Annotated in this window: 18 protein-coding genes, 1 other RNA gene and 1 pseudogene; 8 read left to right on the forward strand and 12 right to left on the reverse strand. The window is 73.1% G+C overall.

Annotated features, from left to right (window positions below):
* Positions 1-52 precede the first annotated feature (52 nt).
* The 4 genes and pseudogenes from AB0C87_RS31695 to AB0C87_RS31710 all read right to left on the reverse strand — a co-directional run.
* Positions 53-136 (reverse strand): annotated as a pseudogene (locus AB0C87_RS31695) (DUF2510 domain-containing protein); the annotation flags it as partial.
* 69 nt (positions 137-205) lie between these two features.
* Complete coding sequence (locus AB0C87_RS31700) at positions 206-604, reverse strand: hypothetical protein (protein ID WP_185026136.1); 399 nt, start codon at positions 602-604, stop codon at positions 206-208.
* A 52-nt stretch (positions 605-656) separates the two neighbouring features.
* On the reverse strand, positions 657-1001 hold the full coding sequence (locus AB0C87_RS31705) for a DUF6191 domain-containing protein (protein ID WP_345178533.1): 345 nt from the start codon (positions 999-1001) through the stop codon (positions 657-659).
* Between the two features lie 45 nt (positions 1002-1046).
* On the reverse strand, positions 1047-1598 hold the full coding sequence (locus AB0C87_RS31710) for a pyridoxamine 5'-phosphate oxidase family protein (protein ID WP_345178532.1): 552 nt from the start codon (positions 1596-1598) through the stop codon (positions 1047-1049).
* A 113-nt stretch (positions 1599-1711) separates the two neighbouring features.
* Here AB0C87_RS31710 and AB0C87_RS31715 point away from each other — a divergent pair, with 113 nt between their 5' ends.
* The 4 genes from AB0C87_RS31715 to rnpB all read left to right on the forward strand — a co-directional run bounded on the left by AB0C87_RS31715 (position 1712) and on the right by rnpB (position 4824).
* A complete protein-coding gene (locus tag AB0C87_RS31715) occupies positions 1712-2533 on the forward strand; it encodes a Nif3-like dinuclear metal center hexameric protein (RefSeq protein ID WP_360580880.1) in 822 nt (273 codons plus the stop codon).
* Positions 2530-3273, forward strand: a complete 744-nt coding sequence (locus tag AB0C87_RS31720; protein ID WP_360358510.1) for a C4-type zinc ribbon domain-containing protein — start codon at positions 2530-2532, stop codon at positions 3271-3273. Before AB0C87_RS31715 ends, AB0C87_RS31720 begins: the two co-directional genes overlap by 4 nt.
* Positions 3270-4373 carry a bifunctional RNase H/acid phosphatase gene (locus AB0C87_RS31725; RefSeq protein ID WP_345178529.1) on the forward strand — a complete coding sequence of 368 codons (1104 nt, stop codon included), beginning with the start codon at positions 3270-3272 and terminating at the stop codon, positions 4371-4373. Before AB0C87_RS31720 ends, AB0C87_RS31725 begins: the two co-directional genes overlap by 4 nt.
* Before the next feature lie 54 nt (positions 4374-4427).
* Positions 4428-4824, forward strand: an RNA gene (gene rnpB, locus AB0C87_RS31730) — RNase P RNA component class A.
* 35 nt (positions 4825-4859) lie between these two features.
* Here the strand turns inward: rnpB and AB0C87_RS31735 are convergent.
* Positions 4860-5294, reverse strand: a complete 435-nt coding sequence (locus AB0C87_RS31735; RefSeq protein ID WP_345178528.1) for a DUF3592 domain-containing protein — start codon at positions 5292-5294, stop codon at positions 4860-4862.
* A gap of 245 nt (positions 5295-5539) precedes the next feature.
* Positions 5540-5785 (reverse strand): hypothetical protein, encoded by a 246-nt coding sequence (locus AB0C87_RS31740; protein ID WP_353833297.1) that lies wholly within the window; start codon positions 5783-5785, stop codon positions 5540-5542.
* Between the two features lie 271 nt (positions 5786-6056).
* Here AB0C87_RS31740 and AB0C87_RS31745 point away from each other — a divergent pair, with 271 nt between their 5' ends.
* Complete coding sequence (locus tag AB0C87_RS31745) at positions 6057-6260, forward strand: hypothetical protein (RefSeq protein ID WP_353833296.1); 204 nt, start codon at positions 6057-6059, stop codon at positions 6258-6260.
* A 48-nt stretch (positions 6261-6308) separates the two neighbouring features.
* Here AB0C87_RS31745 and AB0C87_RS31750 read toward each other — a convergent pair whose 3' ends face one another.
* The 3 genes from AB0C87_RS31750 to AB0C87_RS31760 all read right to left on the reverse strand — a co-directional run bounded on the left by AB0C87_RS31750 (position 6309) and on the right by AB0C87_RS31760 (position 11442).
* Positions 6309-8567, reverse strand: coding sequence for a bifunctional SulP family inorganic anion transporter/carbonic anhydrase (locus AB0C87_RS31750; RefSeq protein WP_345178525.1), 2259 nt, complete (start codon positions 8565-8567; stop codon positions 6309-6311).
* A 91-nt stretch (positions 8568-8658) separates the two neighbouring features.
* Positions 8659-10587 carry a hypothetical protein gene (locus AB0C87_RS31755; protein WP_360580883.1) on the reverse strand — a complete coding sequence of 643 codons (1929 nt, stop codon included), beginning with the start codon at positions 10585-10587 and terminating at the stop codon, positions 8659-8661.
* A 267-nt stretch (positions 10588-10854) separates the two neighbouring features.
* A complete protein-coding gene (locus tag AB0C87_RS31760; RefSeq protein ID WP_353833294.1) occupies positions 10855-11442 on the reverse strand; it encodes a YbhB/YbcL family Raf kinase inhibitor-like protein in 588 nt (195 codons plus the stop codon).
* Between the two features lie 391 nt (positions 11443-11833).
* On the opposite strand from AB0C87_RS31760, the gene AB0C87_RS31765 reads away from it, so the two are divergent.
* Entirely contained in the window at positions 11834-13207 is a 1374-nt protein-coding gene (locus tag AB0C87_RS31765; protein ID WP_345178520.1) for an NAD(P)/FAD-dependent oxidoreductase, read from the forward strand.
* A 163-nt stretch (positions 13208-13370) separates the two neighbouring features.
* Here the strand turns inward: AB0C87_RS31765 and AB0C87_RS31770 are convergent, their stop codons facing one another.
* Together AB0C87_RS31770 and AB0C87_RS31775 are read right to left on the reverse strand one after the other, a co-directional pair.
* Positions 13371-14180, reverse strand: a complete 810-nt coding sequence (locus AB0C87_RS31770) for an ABC transporter permease (RefSeq protein WP_345178517.1) — start codon at positions 14178-14180, stop codon at positions 13371-13373.
* Positions 14177-15169: an ATP-binding cassette domain-containing protein gene (locus AB0C87_RS31775; RefSeq protein WP_345178516.1), complete on the reverse strand. Its 993-nt coding sequence runs from the start codon at positions 15167-15169 to the stop codon at positions 14177-14179. The genes AB0C87_RS31770 and AB0C87_RS31775 overlap by 4 nt, the downstream gene beginning before the upstream one ends.
* 280 nt (positions 15170-15449) lie before the next feature.
* On the opposite strand from AB0C87_RS31775, the gene AB0C87_RS31780 reads away from it, so the two are divergent.
* A complete protein-coding gene (locus AB0C87_RS31780) occupies positions 15450-16010 on the forward strand; it encodes a PH domain-containing protein (RefSeq protein WP_345178515.1) in 561 nt (186 codons plus the stop codon).
* Entirely contained in the window at positions 16007-17449 is a 1443-nt protein-coding gene (locus AB0C87_RS31785) for a PH domain-containing protein (RefSeq protein ID WP_360580886.1), read from the forward strand. The genes AB0C87_RS31780 and AB0C87_RS31785 overlap by 4 nt, the downstream gene beginning before the upstream one ends.
* Here the strand turns inward: AB0C87_RS31785 and sepH are convergent.
* Entirely contained in the window at positions 17421-19181 is a 1761-nt protein-coding gene (sepH, locus tag AB0C87_RS31790) for a septation protein SepH (RefSeq protein ID WP_360580888.1), read from the reverse strand. The two genes, AB0C87_RS31785 and sepH, sit on opposite strands and share 29 nt — an antisense overlap.
* Positions 19182-19289: the final 108 nt, after the last annotated feature.

A 19289-nucleotide genomic window follows, 5' to 3' on the forward strand; every position in this document is an offset into this window, starting at 1 on the left:
GTTCGGCGCTCAGGTTGGCGCGGCGGCGTGCGCGGGAGTCGTAGCGGCGCGACTCGCCGGTCCAGGTCTGACCGTCCCAGTAGCGTTCGCGACCCATCAACTCCGGATCTGGGTACCACCCAGGTGGTGCGCTCACCGGAACCCCGCCTCCCGTAAGGAACAGATCAAGGCTTGCGCACGGCGCGACACAGCGTCAACACGGCGGTCACAGCTTGGGGGTGAAGGGGCGGCGATGGGCGGGATCGTCCGGCTCGGCGAGGCCGCGCAGGGCCGTCTCGACGAGCTCGATCCCCTGGAGGAGGGAGACGAGGCGGGCGCCCTCGCGGCGGTAGGCGTCCAGGACGGACTCGACGCCGTGCGGGGGGACGACGTCGCCGAGGTCGACGCGAGCGGTGCGGAAGCCCTCCCGGGCCGCCTCCACGGACGCGTGGACGTGGTGGCGGGCCATGCGGGCGAGGGCGATGGGGTAGCGGCGCAGGACGCCGTAGCGCCGGTACTCGGGCGGGACGAGTTCCAGCAGCCAGGCGAGCGCCGTGTCCACGAAGCGGTCGGTGCCCGGCGGATGCACCTGCGAGGGCCAGCCGGGCGGAACGTAGGTGCTCACGAGGGCAGGATAACCCCGATTCGAACCTATGTTCGAGAGCGGTTCGATGTGATCATGCGGGGGGCGGGGTGCGCCGGATCCGGATCTTGCCGGACTCCAGGTCGTCGCGGACGTTGCCGGATCCGGTCTGCTCGTGGTCGTCCTGGCGGAGCACCTTCTCCCGCTCCAGCTCCTCCTGCTTGACCTTCTTGGAGCCCTCGAAGGCGGAGGCGAGGTCCTCGAACATGCCACCGCCGAAGCCGGCGCCGGTCTCGCCGTCGCCCCTGATGGCCCCCATCAGGGACGACTTGCCCGTCCCCTCGCGGGGCCATTCGATGGTCTCCGGCTCGGCCGCCTCCGGGCGGTTGCCCATCGGACGGCCCTTGACGCGCTTGCGGCGGCGAAAGGGTGGCTTCACACACTCTCCAACGCGATGAGTCTCCAGAATGATCCCAGCGGACATTCAGGTTACAAACGACCACCGGGTGGGAGAACCGGTGAAATCTCCCTGGCGGAGCCCGAACACCGACTGTGGCCGCACCGCGACGGTGGCGTTCACCTCCGGGTCCAGGAAGTCGACACGATAGCGCGTGGCGTACTTGGAGTTGACCAGGTCGATGAACCGCTGTAGATCCCGCAGTTCGGTGACGATCTCGGCGCGCCCCTCGATGACCACGGGGTTCTCGGCCTCCTCGGTGGTGACCACCACCTGGGGGTTCGCCCGCAGGTTCACCATCTTGCGGGACGGCACCGCGCTGCTGAACAGCAGCGCCTCTCCCGACCAGGCGCCCCAGACCGGCATGGAGTGCGGACGTCCGTCCGGCCGCACCGTGCATACCCAGAAGTTCCGGGCGGCCCGCAGCCGCTCCACGGCCCAGGACCACGGCAGCAGGCCGCTTCCCTCGTGCGGTCCCTGGATGCCGTAACCCGGCATGTACGGACGTTCCGCCTTCGGTTCGACGGGTCGGATGGGCTGGATGGGCTCCGGTTCCGCGGCGGCGCCGGCGGCCGACATGGCGTTCCTCCCTCGGTCGTGCACTGTCCGTCCCATATCGTTACAGACCTTGGCGTCTCGGGGTGACGCTCGGTGGCTCGTTGGGAGCGCCCGGGCGCGGTAGCCTGCGGGACGTGCGCCTATCCCATGTCATCTCCGCTTTGGAGGAGCTCTACCCACCCGCATGGGCGGAGTCCTGGGACGCCGTCGGCCTCGTCTGCGGCGACCCCGGCCAGGAAGTGGGACGGGTGCTGTTCGCCGTCGACCCCGTCGCCGCCGTGATCGACGAGGCGCTGGCATGGGGGGCCGACCTCGTGGTCACGCACCACCCGCTGCTGCTGCGCGGGGTGCACTCGGTCGCCGCCACCACGCCCAAGGGCCGGCTCCTCCACCGCATGATCACTAACGGGATCGCGCTGCACACCGCGCACACCAACGCCGACCGGGCCGTCCCGGGCGTGTCGGACGCGCTGGCGCGGGCCGTCGGACTCACCGGCGAGCTGCGCCCGATGGTCCCCGCCGACGACGACCCGCGCCGCGGCCTCGGCCGGATCGGGGAGCTGGACGAGCCGGTCGCGCTCCGGGAGTTCACCCGGCGCGCCGCGGCCGGGCTGCCGTCCACCGCCTGGGGCGTCCGGGCGGCCGGCGACCCGGACCGCCCCGTCCGCACCGTCGCCGTCTGCGGCGGCGCCGGCGACTCCCTGCTCGGCACCGCCCGGGCGGCCGGCGTCGACGTCTACCTCACCGCCGACCTGCGGCATCACCCCGCGTCGGAGTTCACCGAGGAGGGCGGTCCGGCCCTGGTGGACGCCGCGCACTGGGCGACCGAGTGGCCCTGGCTCGCCGACGCCGAGCGGCGCCTGGCCGGGTCGTCCCCAGAAGCGGGCAAGTTGGAGACCCGGGTGTCCACGCTCATCACCGACGCGTGGACCCTTCACGACGAAGGAGCAAAGTGAAAGCCGCACCGCAAGCCCAGCTTCGCCTGATCGACCTGCAGGACCTCGACAGCTCTCTCGACCGGCTGGCGCACCGCCGCCGCACGCTGCCGGAGCTGGCGGAGATCGAGCGGCTGGAGGGCCGGCTGACCGAGCTGCGCGACGCGATCGTGGCGGCCGAGACGGAGGTCGGCGACCTGAGGCGGGAGCAGAAGAAGGCCGAGCAGGACGTCGACCAGGTCCGCACCCGCGCCGACCGCGACCAGAAGCGGCTCGACTCGGGGCAGGTGACCTCGGCCAAGGACCTCAGCAGCCTGCAGACCGAGATCGAGTCGCTGCACCGCCGCCAGTCCGACCTGGAGGAGGTCGTGCTGGAGATCATGGAGCGGACCGAGGAGGCCGAGGGCCGGGTCGCCGCGCTGAACGCCGAGCGCTCCGGCGCGCAGGAGGAGCTGGCCGCGCTCACCGAGCGCCGCGACGCCGCCCAGCGCGAGATCGACGACGAGGCCGGGGCGTCGAGCGCCGCGCGCACCGCCGTCGCCAAGGACGTCCCGGACGACCTGCTCGGCCTCTACGAGAAGCTGCGCGGCCAGTTCGGCGGCGTCGGCGCGGCCAAGCTGTACCGCGGCGCCTGCCAGGGCTGCCACCTCGCGCTGAACACGGTCGACCTGAACCGCATCCGGGCCGCCGCCGAGGACGAGGTCATCCGCTGCGAGGAGTGCCGCCGCATCCTCGTCCGGACGCCCGAGTCGGGTCTGTGAGCGCCGGCCGGAAGCTGGTCGTCGAGGCGGACGGCGGGTCGCGCGGCAACCCCGGGCCCGCCGGGTACGGGGCGCTCGTCCGCGACGCGCTGACCGGCGAGGTGCTCGCGGAGGTCGCCGAGTCGATCGGGCACGCCACCAACAACGTCGCCGAGTACCGGGGCCTGATCGCCGGGCTCGCGGCGGCCGCCGGGATCGACCCGTCCGCCCGCGTCGAGGTCCGGATGGACTCCAAGCTCGTCGTGGAGCAGATGTCGGGCCGCTGGAAGATCAAGCACCCGGACATGGTGCCGCTGGCGCTGGAGGCCCGCGAGCTCGCCGCCTCGCTGGGGGCGGTGTCCTACACCTGGATCCCGCGCAACCGCAACGCGCACGCCGACCGGCTCGCCAACGAGGCCATGGACGCCGCCGCCCGCGGCGAGCACTGGACGCGCAAGGTCGAGGAGGCGCCGGAGGACCCCGAGCCGCTTCCCCGGCCCGCCTCGTCCATCCCGACGACCACGCTGCTGCTGCGGCACGGCGAGACGCCCCTGTCGGTCGAGAAGCGCTTCGCCGGGATCGGCGACGTCCCCCTCACCCCGCACGGCCTCGCCCAGGCCCGCGCGGCCGCCCTCGCCCTCAAGGACCGGGGGATCGACGCGATCGTCACCTCGCCGCTGTCCCGCTGCCGCGACACCGCCGCCGAGGTCGCCGCCGTCACCGGCCTGGACGTCCGGGTCGAGGACGGCTTCCGGGAGACCGACTTCGGCGACTGGGACGGGCTCACGTTCGCCGAGGCGGGCAAGGGCTGGCCGGCCGAGCTGAAGGCGTGGCTGGCCGACCCCGACGCCGCTCCGCCCGGCGGAGAGAGCTTCGCCCAGGTGTCCCGCCGCGTCCGCACGGCCCTGGACAAGCTGAAGGTCCGCTACCGCGAGCAGACGGTCCTGGTGGTCTCGCACGTCACGCCGATCAAGCTCCTCGTCAAGGACGCCCTGGGCGCGCCCATGTCGTCCCTGTACCGGATGCACCTCGACGTGGCGGCGCTGACGTCCGTCGACTGGTACGCCGACGGCCCGGCGACCCTGCGCGTCTTCAACGACACCCACCACCTCCCCGCCTGACCGGCGACGGGTACGTGTGCGCACACGGAGCCGCTAACCTTGAACCACGGCGGACGAGCCGGCCGGACGGCCGCGTCGGGGAGCGATCCCCGTCGAGGAAAGTCCGGGCTCCACAGGGCAGGGTGGTCGGTAACGCCGACCCGGGGTGACCCGCGGGACAGTGCCACAGAAAGCAGACCGCCACCGGTCCGCCGGTGGTAAGGGTGAAACGGTGAGGTAAGAGCTCACCAGCGCCCACGGTGACGTGGGCGGCTAGGTAAACCCCACCCGGAGCAAGGTCAAGAAGGGGCCCCGCAAGAGGCCCCGCGCAGGTGCCTGAGGGCGGCCCGCCCGAGCCTGCGGGTAGACCGCTGGAGACCGCCGGCAACGGCGGCCCGAGATGGATGGCCGTCACCCGCCGCCCCGCAAGGGCCGGCGGACACAGAACCCGGCTTACAGGCCGACTCGTCCGCCCCCGGGTCCTCCCATCAGGGCACGACCGTGGCTCTACGCTGCGGCGGATGGGCGGGCACGAGTGCGGTAGGCGCCGGCGCCCGAGGCGACCGCGGCGAGCGTGAACACCGCCCACGCGGCCAACGACTTTCCCAGGTCCTGGAACGGCTGAACGTCAGCCGGGTTCTCGGGGTCGTAGGCGACCTCTACCTGGGTTCCTTGCCCGGCGCTTCCAGGCCAGTCGCGCCGGCTCTCCTCAGCCTTCACCCTCCTGCCGTCGGCCGTCGGGAACTCGACGACTAGGTGGCCGGAGGAGCGGTTACCGCCGACTTCCAGTATCTGCGCGGTCGCTCGCGCCTTGCCCGCCTGTCCTGCCCACGCGGCTATCGTGCCGCCGATCCAGACGACTGAAAGCAGACCCGTGACGGAAGCGATGATGACGCAGGCGACATGGACCGGGCGATAGCGGCGCGAACGTCCCCTCGACATAAGACCATGATCGCAGGCCGTTCTGGTGCCGCACCGCACTCCGGGGCCCGGTGACGAAACCCCTGAAAAGCCGCCTGGTCCGCCTTCTGCCGTTTCGGCACCGCGCCGGACGACGGCCAGGCCGTCCGGGACCTCGGCGGGAGGTGGGGCCCGGTGGTGGCCGGGCCCCGATGATGCTGTGTTGAGGACGCCGTCAGGCCTGTCGTGCGGCCGGTACGGCGTCAGTGGGTGACTTCGCGTACCGCCTAGGGCCGGATGGTCTTCGACCCGTCGGAGTACGTGATCGTCTTCTTGTCGTCGCTGACGTGGACCCGCTCGCCCCCGGGACCCCGGTCGAAGCTGACGGCGTTCGGCTCCACGCGCTCGGGCGACGCCCCGTCTTCCGGCCGGACGTGCTTCGACCCGTCGGAGTACGTGGTCGTCTTCCCGTCGTCGCTGACGTCGACCAGTTCACCCCCGGGACCCCGGTCGAAGCTGATCTTCCTCGTCATGAGAGGACCTCCTCGGTTGTGATCGGGCCGCGGTCCGTGTCCGCGGCCATGAACCTTGCACCGCTACCGTCCGGGAACGCCGGTCACCGGCAACCGCTGAATCGTGCGCGGGGCGGCCGGGGGCCGACGGGTTGGGGACAGAGACTCTCCTGAAACAGGTCATGGGACACAGAGGCCTTCAAACGGGGCGCATACCGTCCAGGTAAGAGCTGATCGCCCTGATCGGTGACGGCGGCGGGACCGGGGTGCTGGAGTCCCGTGGAGAGGAGCGATGATGATCGTCATCGTGTTCGTGGCCCTTGTGCTCGCCGGGGTGCTGGGGAGCCTGGTGTACCTGTGGGACTTCTCGCGCGCCAGCCGGCGCGACGCGCTGTTCCTGCCGGCGACGGACAGGCGCTCGCGCCGGGCGCGCAAGGTCACGGGGATGTACGTCCGCAGCTACACGCGCGGCGAGGACGAGCTCGTCGGGCGCTGATGAGCCGGGTGCGCGGGTCGTCCTGCCGGAGGACGACCCGCGCCTGTGTCAGGTGAGGGACCGGGTCCGCGGGGCCTCGTCCGGGACGGGGACGAAGACGCCGCCGGCCTGGTCGTAGACCTCGACGTTGGCGGACCCGAGGTCGAGGTAGAGGCCGACCAGCTCGATGTCGCCGGAGTCGACCCGCTCCCGCAGCCACGGGTAGGTCCGCAGGTTGTCGAGCTGCTGCATCACGTTGATCTTGCAGAGGCGGGTGAGGGGCTGCTCGTCGGCGGGCGGTTCCTCGGCGAGGAAGCGGGCGAGGCTGTGGTTGCCGTGCTTCAGCCAGCGCGACAGGCCCTCCAGGTGCTCGACCTCGGAGCCGCCGGCGAGCAGGGCGGCCATCGCGCCGCAGTTCGAGTGGCCGCAGACCGTGATCGTCTTGATGCCCAGGACGTTGACGGCGTACTCGACGGTGGCCGCCACCGAGTCGTCGGGCGTCCCGGAGCCGCGCCGGGGCACGAGGGCGCCGACGTTGCGGTTGATGAACAGGTCGCCGGGGCCGCTCGCGGTGATGATGTTGGGCACGATGCGCGAGTCGACGCAGGTGATGAACAGATGCTGGGGCTTCTGCTCCATCGCCAGCTCGGCCATGATCGGGCGGACGAGCGGGGCCGTGCGCCCGTGGTATTCGCGGACGCCGTTCAGCAGGACGTCCGCCGGGGACATCTCGGGTGCGTCCAGCGCGGCCTCGGTTCGCCGCCGGCGGTTGGCCCAGGGGGCCCACCAGCGGGCCGGAGGCGGAGTCTTGGCAGCTTGGGAGATATCGCCAGTCACAGCTCTTTCATACCAAGCCTCGTGAACCTCGTCGATGTCGACCCTCCCCCCTTGGCGCTCGTGGGCGAGCCTCCAGCGGTGGACGGCGTCGAACGCGGCATGGTCCATGAAGTCGACGTTGAGGTCGAGGTCGACGCGGGCGTCCGCCGGGATCTGCTGCAGGGCGCGCGCGACGCGGGGAACGCCGAGGAAGGTGAACGTGCCCTCGACGACCACGTGCCAGCGGGGCGAGGCGGGCGCGTCGCCGGGGGCGGGCACGAACTGCTCCGTCCGGACCGAGAGCCGGGTGAGCCGGCGCAGGGCCAGCACCGCCATGACCCCGATGCCGAGCAGGACCCCCTCGCCGAGACCGAACAGCACGACACCCCCGAGGGTGACGAAGTAGGCGGGCGCCTCGCGGTGGTGGCGCAGGGCGCGGACCCGGGACAGGTCGGCCAGCCGGACGCCGAGCACGACCAGCAGCGCGGCGAGCGCGGCCAGCGGGACCTGCTCGATGAGCGGCCCGCAGGCCATGGCGAGGACGAGGACCCAGACGCCGTGCAGGATGGGTGACAGCCGTGTGCGGCCGCCCGCCTCGATGTTGGCGGTGCTGCGGACGATCACGCCGGTGATCGGCAGCCCGCCCAGCACGCCGGAGACGGCGTTCGCGGCGCCCTGGCCGAGCAGGTCGCGGTCGAGATCGGCGGACGGGACGCCCGCCGGGCGGGAGCGGTCGACGGCGACGCTGCACAGCAGGGACTCGACGGCTGCCACGAGCGCCACGGAGATGACCGCTCCGGTGATACCGAACAGTGTCCCTTCCGGCATGACGGGGAGGGTCCAGCCGTCCAGCAGCGAGGACGGCAGGTCGACGCGCGGCACCCTCCAGCCGAGGGCCCAGGCGAGGGCGGTGGCCAGGGCGACGGCCGGCAGCGGGCCCGGGACGAGGCGGAGCGCCCCGCTCTTCGGCAGCCGGGACCAGCCCAGCACGACGAGCACGGTCAGCCCGGCGACCAGCGCGGACTGCGTGTGCGGCCGCGCGAGCTGGCCTGGCAGCTCGCTCAGGTTCGCGACGGCCGACTGCTGGGGGCTGCCGCCGAGGACCACGTGGACCTGGGCGAGGACGATGACGACGCCGACCCCGGCGAGCATGCCGTGCACGACGGCGGGGGAGACGGCGAGGGCGGCGCGCGCGACCCGGCTCGCGCCCAGGACGATCTGCACGAGTCCGGCGAGCAGGGTGATCGTGCAGGTGGCGCGCCAGCCGTAGGTCTGCACGAGGCCGGCGACGAGGACGGTGAGCCCAGCGGCGGGCCCGCTGACCTGGAGCGGCGAGCCGCCGATCAGGCCCGCGACGATGCCGCCGACGACGGCGGCGATCAGTCCGGCGGCGACGGGTGCGCCGGAGGCGACGGCGATGCCCAGCGAGAGCGGGATCGCGACGAGGAATACGACGAACGAGGCGAGGAGATCTCGCCGGAGCGTGGATGCGTTCGGTGGCTTAAAAGTCACACAACGTATTCAATCATGTGCTCAGCGCTTCCCTCGGACACGACGAGGGCCGCCGGACGGATCCGGCGGCCCTCGATCAGGTGTGCCCTGGTCAGCGGCGGTAGTTCTCCCAGTCGTCGGTGGGCTGCTGGGAGCCGTACGGGGGGTTGTCGTTCTGCTGGCCGCCCTGCGGGTAGCCGCCCTGCTGCTGCGGCGCGCCGCCGTAGTAGCCGGACCCGTACGCCTGCGTGGCGTTCGGGTCGGCGTAGCCGCCGGTGCCCGGGTCGTGCGGCGCGGCCAGCGGGTCGCCGCCGTTGTAGCTGCTGCCGCTGAAGTCGCCGTAGGCCCCGGAACCCCCGGTGCCGGTCTCGCCGCCGCCTCCGGCTCCGCCGCCGCCGAACCCGCCGAGCGGGTCGTCGTAGCGCTGCGAGTCGCCGTAGGCGGGGGCGGTCGGGTAGCCGTCGTTCGGCTGGCCCTGCCCGTATCCGGGCGGGCCGCCGATCCCGGAGTCGTAGCCCTGGCCGGAGCCGCCGCCCTGCTGGCCGCCGGACGGCCACGGGCCGGTGTTGCCGGTGCTCGGCGGGCCGGGCGGGGTCGTCCCGTAGGAGCCGGTGCCGAGCGGGTCGCTCAGCGGGTCGTTCAGGGAGCCGCCGTAGGAACCGCCCGTTTCGGACGGCGAGGGCGGGCCCGACCGCTGCCGGTCGGACTGGATGCGCTGGAGCAGTTCGTCGACGGTCGGGAGCTTGTGGCCGTCGGTGTCAGAGCCGCCGCCGTGCGCCGCCGGGGCGGCGGGGGCGGGGGCGGGGGGAGCCGGCGGCTCTTCGGGACGGCCGAGGGGCAGCCCGAGCGGGTCGCCGCCGAGGGCCCCGCCGGGGCCGGACGAGCCGAGCGGCAGGTCGTAGTCCTGGCGGCCTCCGGGCGGCGGGCCGGCGGCCGGACGGCCTCCGAGCGGGTCGGAGGCGTAGTCGCCGTAGGACGGCTCCTGGGAGCCGTACTGGGGCTGTTCGGGGATGCCGTACTGGGGCTGGTCTGCGCCGTACTGGGGCTGGTCTGCGCCGTACTGCGGCTGGTCTGCGCCGTACTGGGGCTGGTCTGCGCCGTACTGCGGCTGGTCTGCGCCGTACTGGTCCTGGCTCCCGTACTGGTCCGGGACGCCGTACTGGTCCTGGCTTCCGTACTGGTCCTGGCCGCCGTAGGACGGGTCGCCCGAGCCGTAGTCGGACGCTCCGTACGCGGGCTGCGGCTCCTGGCCGCCGTACACCGGCTGGTCGGGCGCGCCGGGGCCGCCGAAGGGGCTCTGCGGGCCGGTGCCGCCGTGGCCGCCGGGGGCGCCCGGTCCGGCCAGGTCGGTCGGGATGGGGTCGAGCGACGTCGCGCCCGGGTCGTTGCCGGGGAACGGGGAGCCGCCCTGGAACCCGCCCGGGCCCGGGGGCGTCTGCTGCGGGCCGGTGCCGAGGCCGTTGAGGACGGTGCCGTCGGGGCCGAGGGAGACGGGCTGGGTGAGGCCGGGCGGCTCGATGGCCGGCTGCTCGGGCGGGGGAGCCTGCGGGGGAGACTGCGCGTTCAGCGGGTCGGCGGCCGGGTCGCTCTCGGGGCGCGGGCCGCCCTCGTTCTGCTGCCAGGGGAACTTGGGCTTGTCGAAGGTGATCGTCGCCCAGTAGTCGTCGTCCTCCATCTCGTCCGACGCCTGGCCCGGAGGCGGGGGCGGCGGGGCGGACGGCCCCGGGGCGGAGGTGGGAGCGGCGAGCGGGCCGCCGCCGGGTCCGGCGACGCGACGGTCGGGAACGGGCTCGGGAGCGCGGTCGTAACCGCCGTCGTAGCCCTCGTCGTACCCGGGGCCGTACTCGTCCGGGCCGCCGCCCATCTGCTCCTGCGGCGGGGGGACTCCTCGGCGGCCGCGGGGCTGCTTCTGCGGCTCGTCGTCCATCCAGTCGTCGTCGTCATCGCCCCCAGCCCTGCTGGCCCGCAGGCCGAGGGCCACGAGGACGACCACGAGGACGACGACCACAATGAGGCCGAAGACCACGATGTAAGAAGTCATGCCACCACCCAATGCCTTGGCCCGGCGAGAGTCGCCAGCGCGGACCGCGGGTCCGTCCCGATTGTCGCCAGCGTCCGGATAGTCACGGGTTTCCGCCGCCTTGGCTTAACCCGATTCTCTCCGACCGCTATGACCGTTGTCACACCCTTCGCGCACATTTACCCTCACACGGCGCGTGCCGATCGGCCAACTCCGCCGACCCGCACGCCCCTGACAGCTCCGGCCCCCGCCGGGGCCGTCCCGGCCCCGTCCTCGCAGGCTCCACGGTCAACGCGCCTGCTCGCCGCCGAAGTTCCCGGTGATCCGCCCGCGCCCCACCGTGTGCTTGGCGATCGCGGGGAGCGAGTCCTTCAGAGCCGCGCCGTTCCGGAACGGCGCCGGATCGTCCAGCGCGTAGATGCTGAACCGGTACCGATGCTTCTCTCCCTTGGGCGGGCACGGAGGCGCGTAACCCGCCTTCTTGCCTGTGGTCAAGCCCTCGACGGTCCCGTCGAGCCGGGCGCCTTCGACCAGCTCGTTCACGGTTCCGTCGATGCCCGCGATCACCCAGTGGACCTTGGCGCCGCCGGAGGCGTCCGGGTCGTCCACCACGATCGCGAACGACCGGGTGCCGGCCGGCGTGCCCGACCACCGGAGCGGCGGGGTCTTGCCCTGTCCGCCAGGGTACGTCGTGCAGCCGTATCGCGGGGGCAACTCGCGCCCATCGCGGAAGACCGGGCTGGTCACGGTGAACCACTCCGACAGTTCCGCGCTCTTGTTCTGGGGCTGGCCGATCAGCCCGCAGCCGCTCAGCGCCCCGGCGAGCGCGAGCGCGCCCGCCGCGGCCGTGACCGGCCGCCGGTCTCTGCTCATCATCGATACGCTCCCGGGCGAGATCGTACGCCGCGCGCCGCCGGATCGCCGTCATCTCGGCCCCCGATTGTCGGCCGCGCGCGTCCCGCCGCCGGCGCCCCCTTCCTCGTCCGCCCCAACCTTAGGGGTTTTCCGGGGGTGGGACGGGCCGTTCGCCCCGCCTCGGGAGGCCGCCGCCCACGGCGGTGTCCTGTGACGTTCGTCATGCGTGCATTGCTGCGCTCCACCCCGCTTTTGGGCAAGTAGTGGCGGGTTTCACACCCGTATCGGCGGGATCCTTTGCCAGAACGGGAAGTTCGGCGGTTCTTTCCTGGTTCCTGATTGGTGAACGGCACGTTCCATCCGCTAGTTTGTGAATGTCTTCACAAGCCGACCGTGACATTGGAGGGCCGCAATGGCCAGGACCGCCCAGGGGACCCCCGGCGCTCCCCACATCCTCATCGTGGGTGGCGGCTATGTGGGCATGTACACCGCTCTTCGCCTGCAGAAGAAGCTGAAGCGGGAGCTGAAGAGGGGCGAGGTCAGGGTCACCGTCGTCGACCCCAACTCGTACATGACGTACCAGCCGTTCCTGCCCGAGGCCGCCGCCGGGAACATCTCCCCGCGGCACGTCGTCGTCCCGCTGCGCCGGGTGCTGCCGAAGTGCACCGTCCGCAAGGCGCGCGTGACCGAGCTGAACCACGACGAGCGATGGGCGATCGTCCAGCCGCTGGCGGGCCCGCCGGAGCGGATCACCTACGACTACCTGGTCATGGCGGCCGGCGCGGTGCCGCGGCTCCTGCCGATCCCCGGGCTGGCCGAGAACGGCATCAGCCTGAAGACCGTCGGCGAGGCCATCCACCTGCGCAACCACGTCCTGGAGCAGCTGGAGATCGCCGAGTCGACCGACGACGTGGAGCTGCGCCGCAAGGCGCTGACCTTCGTGTTCGTCGGCGGCGGGTTCGCCGGCGTCGAGGCGGTCGCCGAGCTCGAGGACATGACCCGCGACGCCACCAAGTACATGCGCAAGGTCACGCCGCAGGACCTGCGGTTCGTCCTGGTGGAGGCGGCCGACCGCATCCTTCCGGAGGTCGGCCCCGACATGGGCAAGTGGACCGCCGAGCAGCTGCGCGGCCGCGGCATCGCGGTGAAGATGAACACCTTCCTGCAGTCGGCGGTGGACGGCCAGATCGAGCTGTCGGACGGCAGCAGCTTCCCGGCCGGCACCCTCGTGTGGAACGCGGGCGTCAAGCCGTCGCCGGTCGTGCGCAACGGCGACCTGCCGGTCGACGAGCGCGGCCGCGTGAAGGGCACCGAGTACCTCACCATCGAGGGCCTCGTCCGCGCGTTCACCGCGGGCGACAACGCCGCGATCCCGGACCTCACCGAGGACGGCATGTTCTGCCCGCCGAACGCCCAGCACGCCGTCCGCCAGGCGAAGCTGCTCGGCGACAACATCGTGCGGTCGATGCGCGGCAAGACGCTCAAGCCCTACGTGCACGGCAACCTCGGCGCCGTCGCGGGCCTCGGCCTGCACAAGGGCGTGGCCAACCCCCTCGGCATCAAGCTCAAGGGCTGGCCCGCGTGGTTCTTCCACCGCAGCTACCACGGCGCGATGGTCCCGACCTTCAACCGCAAGATCCGCGTCATCGCGGACTGGACGCTCGCGCTGTTCCTCAAGCGCGAGACCGTCTCGCTCGCGACCATCGAGCAGCCGCGCGCCGACTTCGAGCTCGCGGCCCTCGACGACGGCAAGGCGAAGGCGAAGGCCGACCAGAACGCGGCCTGACCAGAACGCGGCCTGACCAGAACGCGGCCTGACCAGAACGCGGCCTGAGCAGAACGCGGCCTGAGCAGTTTCGCGCGAAACGCCCCGGCGGTCATCGACCGCCGGGGCGTTCCCCGTTTTCAGCAGTGCCTCAGTCGCGCTTCGGCAGTGCCTCCGTCGCGCCTCAGGCGCGCTGCTTGAAGGCACGGAGCGACAGGGGCGCGAAGACCAGCGAGATGCCGACGCCCCACGCGAGCGCGATCCAGGCGTGTTCCAGGACGGGGCCGCCGACCAGGAGGCCGCGCATCGCCTCGACCAGCTGCGTGACGGGGCTGTTGTCCATGACGTACGCCAGCCAGCCGGGGATGCCCTTCGTGGACGGGATGAACGCCGTGCTGAGGAAGCTCAGCGGGAAGATCACCACGAAGCCGAAGATCTGCACCTTCTCCGGCTCGCTGACCTTCATCGCGATGAAGACCGACGTCCAGGAGAACAGGATCGCGAAGGTCAGCAGCAGCAGGAACGCGCCGAGCACCGCCAGCGCGTTCGTCTCCACCCGGAAGCCGATGGCGAACCCGACCAGCAGCAGGATCGTCATCGACCACGCCTGCTTGACGGTGTCGGCGATGATCCGCCCGGCCAGCGGGGCGCTGCGCGCGATCGGCAGGCTGCGGAACCGGTCGAACACGCCCTTGGTGATGTCGGTGTTGAGCCCGAACCCGGTGCTCATCCCGGCGAAGAGGGCGTTCTGGGCGATGATGCCGGGGATCACGATCGGCAGGTACGCCTCGACGCTGCCGGCCATCGGCGGGCCGAACACGTAGGCGAACAGCAGCACGAACATGATGGGCTGGATCGACAGGTCGAGCAGCTCCATCGGGTTGTGCTTGATCTGCACCAGGTTGCGCCAGGCCAGCGTGACCGTGTTGCGCAGGGCCGTGGCCGGCGCGACCCGCTTGGACAGATCCTGCGGCGCGAGCGTCGCGGTGGTCATGCGGAGGCGCCTTCCTTGTCGGTCTGCTTCTGCAGTGCGTCGGCCTCGGCGTCGATGTCGTCGGTGTGGTGGCCGGTGAGGGCGAAGAACACCTCGTCCAGGCTGGACTTGCGCAGCGACAGCTCGCCGACGGCGACGCCCGCCTCGTCGAGGCGGCGGACCACGGCCGGCATCAGCTGCGGGTCGGTGATCGGCGCGCTGACCAGGTCGTCGCGGACCTCCGGGACGGCCTCGGCCAGCTCGCCGACGATGCGCTCCACCGCCGCCACGTCCGCCGCGTCGACCGGCCTGACCTCCAGCACCTGCCCGCCGACCTGGGCCTTGAGCATGTCGGACGTGCCGTGCGCGATGGCCTGGCCGCGGTCGATGACGATGATGTCGTCGGCGAGCTGGTCGGCCTCCTCCAGGTACTGCGTGGTGAGCAGCACGGTGACGCCGTCGTCGGTCAGGCCGCGGACGATGTCCCAGAGGCCGTTCCTGCTGCGCGGGTCGAGGCCCGTGGTCGGCTCGTCCAGGAACAGGATCTGCGGGCGCCCGACGAGGCTCGCGGCCAGGTCGAGGCGGCGGCGCATCCCGCCCGAGTAGGTCTTGGCGGCGCGTTCGGCGGCGTCGGTCAGCTGGAAGCGCTCCAGCAGCTCGGCGGCGCGCGCCCTGGAGTCCCGGCGCGAGATCCCGAGCAGCCGCCCGATCAGGATGAGGTTCTCGGTGCCGGTCAGCATCTCGTCGACGCCGGCGTACTGGCCGGTGAGCCCGATCAGCTGCCGCACCTTGTGCGCGTCCTTCACCACGTCGAACCCGCCGACCCGGGCGGCGCCGCCCGTCGGCTCGATCAGCGTGGCGAGGATACGGGTCATGGTCGTCTTGCCGGCGCCGTTCGGCCCCAGCACGCCGAGAACCGTTCCGGCCTCGGCGGTGAGGGAGACGCCGTCCAGCGCCCGGGTCTCACCGAACCGCTTCTCCAGGCCGTCCGCCTGGATCGCGTAGGTCATGGGATCTCCTAGGACTCGGTTGCCGGACGCCCACGCCCCCGGCCAGGGGGACCAGCCAAAATAGGCGGAGTCCGGTTCAAGTGCATTCGAATTTCCGCCGCCGCCCAGGCGACGCCCCGCGGCGGCGTGAACCACGTCACAACGTGGCACGCGCCACCGACAATCTCGCACGCGCCACTGACAGAAACGACGGCGCGCCCGCGATCGTGCCGCCGGTTCCTCGGCGTTTCCGGTCGCGCGGGGCGGCGGGAAGGCGCGTCCGGCGCTCTAGACTCGCCGTGTGACGTCGGTGCGGCCTGGTCGCCGGAGGGACGGCGGGGGGCCGCGCCCGCCGCGTCTGAGGCCGCCCGAACACCGGGTCTCGCCCCGCGCGATCGCGCACTGGGCCATCGAGTACCTGCTGCTGTGGGGCCTGGCGTTCGGCCTCGCCCTCGGCGTGGCCGCCTGGATCGGCGACGCGGGCTGGGACGCGCTGCCCGCCTGGCTGACCGGCCGGATCGGCTGGCTCCCCTCCATCGTCGGCGCCGCCGGGCTGCTGGTGGTCACGGTCGCGCCCGTGTGGCGGTACCGCGTCCACCGCTGGGAGGTGAGCTCCGACGTCGTCTACACGCGGACGGGCTGGTTCAGCCGCGAATGGCTGCTGGTTCCCGTCGGGCGCATCCAGACCGTCGACAGCAAGCAGGGGCTGATCGAACGGATGCTCGGCCTCGCCACCATCGAGGTCAACACCGCCTCCCACACCGGCTCCTCGGAGGTCGCGGGCCTGCCCGTGGCCGTGGCGACGCGCCTCGCCGAAGACCTCGCGCACCGCGCGCACGACCTCCGCGACGACGCCACGTGACCGCACGCCTGCATCCGCTCACCTTCGTGGTCGGCGCCGTCCGCGAGCTCCTGGCGCTCCTCGCCGCCGGCGCGACGGGCCTGCTCGTGGGCGGGCTGTCCACCGCGTTCTACTTCACGCTCGTGGGGCTGGCCTTCGGGCTGGTCTTCCACGTCGCGAACTGGGCGACGTTCACCTACGTGCTGCACGAGGACCGCATCGAGTTCCGGCGCGCGCTCGTCGGCCGGTCGGTCAAGAGCATCCCGCGCGACCGGATCCGGGGCGTGGACATCACCGCGTCCCTCCCGCACCGGCTGCTCGGGCTGGCGGTCGTGAGCATCGACGCCGGCGCGGACGGCGGCGAGGGGGAGCTGAACGCGGTCTCGCTCGGCGAGGCCGAACGGCTGCGCGGCGTCCTGCTCGCCCGGGACGCCCCGGTCCCTCCGCGCCGCACCCTCGGCCGCATGCGGCGCCGCTGGTACCTGTACGCCCCGCTCAGCGGCGCCTACCTGCTGACGCCGTTCGCGCTGGCGGGCAGCCTCCTCGGCACCGTCTACAACCTCGGCGACGACCTCGGTCTGATCACGCGGGAGCGCGTGGAGACGCTCGGCCACGACGTGGTGGGGCTGCCGACCGCCGTGGTGCTGGCGCTGGTCATCCTCACGCTGATCGCCATGCCCGTCATGTCGGTGATCGTCTTCACCCTCTTCAACTGGGACTTCACCGTCCACGAGCGGGACGGGTCCGTCGTCGCCGAGCGGGGGCTCGTCACCCGCCGCAGCGTCTCCCTCGAACGCCGCCGGCTGCGGGGCGTCGAGCTCGCCGACAACCCGTTCGAGCGCGCGGCGGGCGTGACGCGCCTCGGCGCCCTCATCACCGGGCTGGGGGACGCAGCCCAGCGGGGGCGGCTGCTGCCCGCCGCGCCCCGGGCGGCCGCCGAGGCCCTCGCCGCGCGGGTCGTCGGGAACCTCCCCGGGCCGCTGACCGCGCACCCGCCGGCCGCGCGGAGCCGCCGCGTCGTCCGCGCGGTGGCGCCCTCGCTGGGCGTCGCCGTCCTGGCCGTCCTCGCCGGGCAGCCGTGGGTCGCGTACGCGTGCGCCGCGACCGCCGTCCTGGTGGTGCCGCTGGGGCTGGACCGCTACCGCCAGCTGGGCCACGCCACCGACGGGGAGCGCCTCACCGTGCGGTCGGGCTCCCTGCGCCGCCGCCAGGTCGTCGTCGAGCACTCGGCCGTGATCGGCTGGCGGGTCCGCCAGACGCTCTTCCAGCGCAGGCTGGGCCTCGCCACCCTCTTCGCGGCCGTGGGCGCGGGCGACGGGGGCTGCTCGGCGACGGACATGTCCGAGGAGGGCGCCGTGGCCCTCGCCGCCGCCATCACCCCGGCGTGGCTGACCCCGTTCCTGGACGGGCCGCCCGGTGCGGGCGCGGAGACTATTCCGGCCGGCGGGCACCGAACATGATCTCGTCCCAGGACGGGACGGAGGCGCGCTTGCCCTTGGCCTTGCGGCGCCGGGCCGGACGCTGCGTGCCCGCGGGCTCCCCGGCCGCAGCGGCGGCGGCGGGCGATCCGGTGACCGGCTTGTCCTGAGCGGCGGCGGGCATGGTGGGCCGCGCCGCCGGCTTCTTCTTGGCCGGCGGCCGCGCGGGCTGCCGCGGCGGAGCCACGGGCGTGCTCTCCGCGGCGGGCTCGCGGGCCGGAGCGGGCCTGCGGACGGGTTCGGCCTCCCGCTCCTCCTCGGGAACGCGCGGCGCGTCGTCCTCCACCCGCGGCCGGGCGGCGGCCGGCGCCTCGGCGGGCTCGGCCGGTTCCTCCGGCTCGGCCGAAGGGGCGGGCTCGGGAGCCTCCACCGCCTCCGGCGCGCCGGCCGCTTCCCGCACCTGCTCTGCCTCGTGCGCTTCGCCGGCCTCGGGGTCGTCGCGGCTCTCGCCCGCCTGCTCCCGGAGGGCCGGCTCGGCCGATCCGGCCGGTTCGGCGGACGCCTGCTCCTCTTCACGGACCTCTTCGAGGTCGTCGGCGTCGATCGCCTCGATCTCCTCGGGAACCCGGGCCTCGTCCTCCGGCTCCTCGGCGGCCTCGGCGGGGCGCGCTTCCTCCGCGGCGGTCTCGTCGGCGATGCTCTCGGCCGCCGCCTCGCCCGGCTCGGCGGTCTCGGCCGCGGTCTCGTCGTCCGCACCGGGGGACTCGGCCGGTTCGGCCGACCCGAGCGCGGCGGCGACGCCGTGCGGCTCCTCGCTCTGGACGGCCGTGACGGGCTCGTCGGCGGGCGTCTCGGCGGAGGGCGCCTCCGTGGCCGCCTCCTCGGCGGGCGGGGCCGGAGAGGGCGGCTCAGGGGCGTGCGCGGCAGGACGCGGCGGGGCGGCCTCGCGCAGGGAGGGCGGCTCGGTCGCCTCACGGAAGGCGGGCCGCGGGTCGACCATGCGGCCGCGCTCGACGATGTAGGCGCGGGGCTCGGCGGCGCGCAGCGGCTCGGGCGCCGGCTGCTCGGGCTCGGCGGGCAGGCCGCGCGCGGGCAGCCCGCGGCCGGGCGGGGCGTCGCGGTCGCTGGAGACGACCTTCATCGCGGGACGGCGCGGCACGAGCGGCGTGACGGTGTCGGAGAGCGCGTCGTCGTCGTCCCACTCGACGGAGGTCAGCCGGGCGGCGACCTCGTCCAGCGGGGAGACGTGCCGGCGGCGCGGGTCGAACGTCCACTCGGCGGCGTGCGGGCGGCCGCCCTCGAAGAAGGACAGCCGGACGCGCCAGGTGTTGTCCTCGCACTTCCAGGAGTCCCACTCGACCTCTTCCAGGTCGACGCCGCCGCGGCCGAGGCGCTCCTCGACGGTCTCGCCGAGCGGCGGGCCCGGGGTCGACTCGCCGGGGCGGCGGACGGCGACGCGCTGCGCCTGCTGGGCCATGTATTCGCGTTCCTGCAGGACCGGACCCTCGAACCAGCGGACCCGTTCGACCGGGATGCCCGCCGACTCGGCGATCTCCTCCGCGGTCTCCCCGGACCGGATGCGGGTCTGGATCTCCTTGGGGCGCAAGGGACTCTCCACTTCGATCTCGAACTGGCCGAGGCGGGAGAAGTGCCCACGGACCGCGGCGCGGAGCCGGTCGTCGACGGGCAGGGTGAACCGGGTGCCTCGGCCCGCGGTGGCCAGGACGAGGTACGTACCGTCCTCGCTGACCGCGACGAGGCGCAGCTCCTGCATGCGTGTCCTTCCTGCCCTGTCCAGACGGCACGGAGGACGCCGGACCGCGCGACCGTGCTCTCACCGGTCGGCCGTCCGATGCCCACCGAGGGCGCATGCGTGCCCTTC

The organism is Actinomadura sp. NPDC048021 (assembly GCF_040653135.1).
Classification (GTDB): Bacteria; Actinomycetota; Actinomycetes; order Streptosporangiales; family Streptosporangiaceae; genus Spirillospora; species Spirillospora verrucosospora.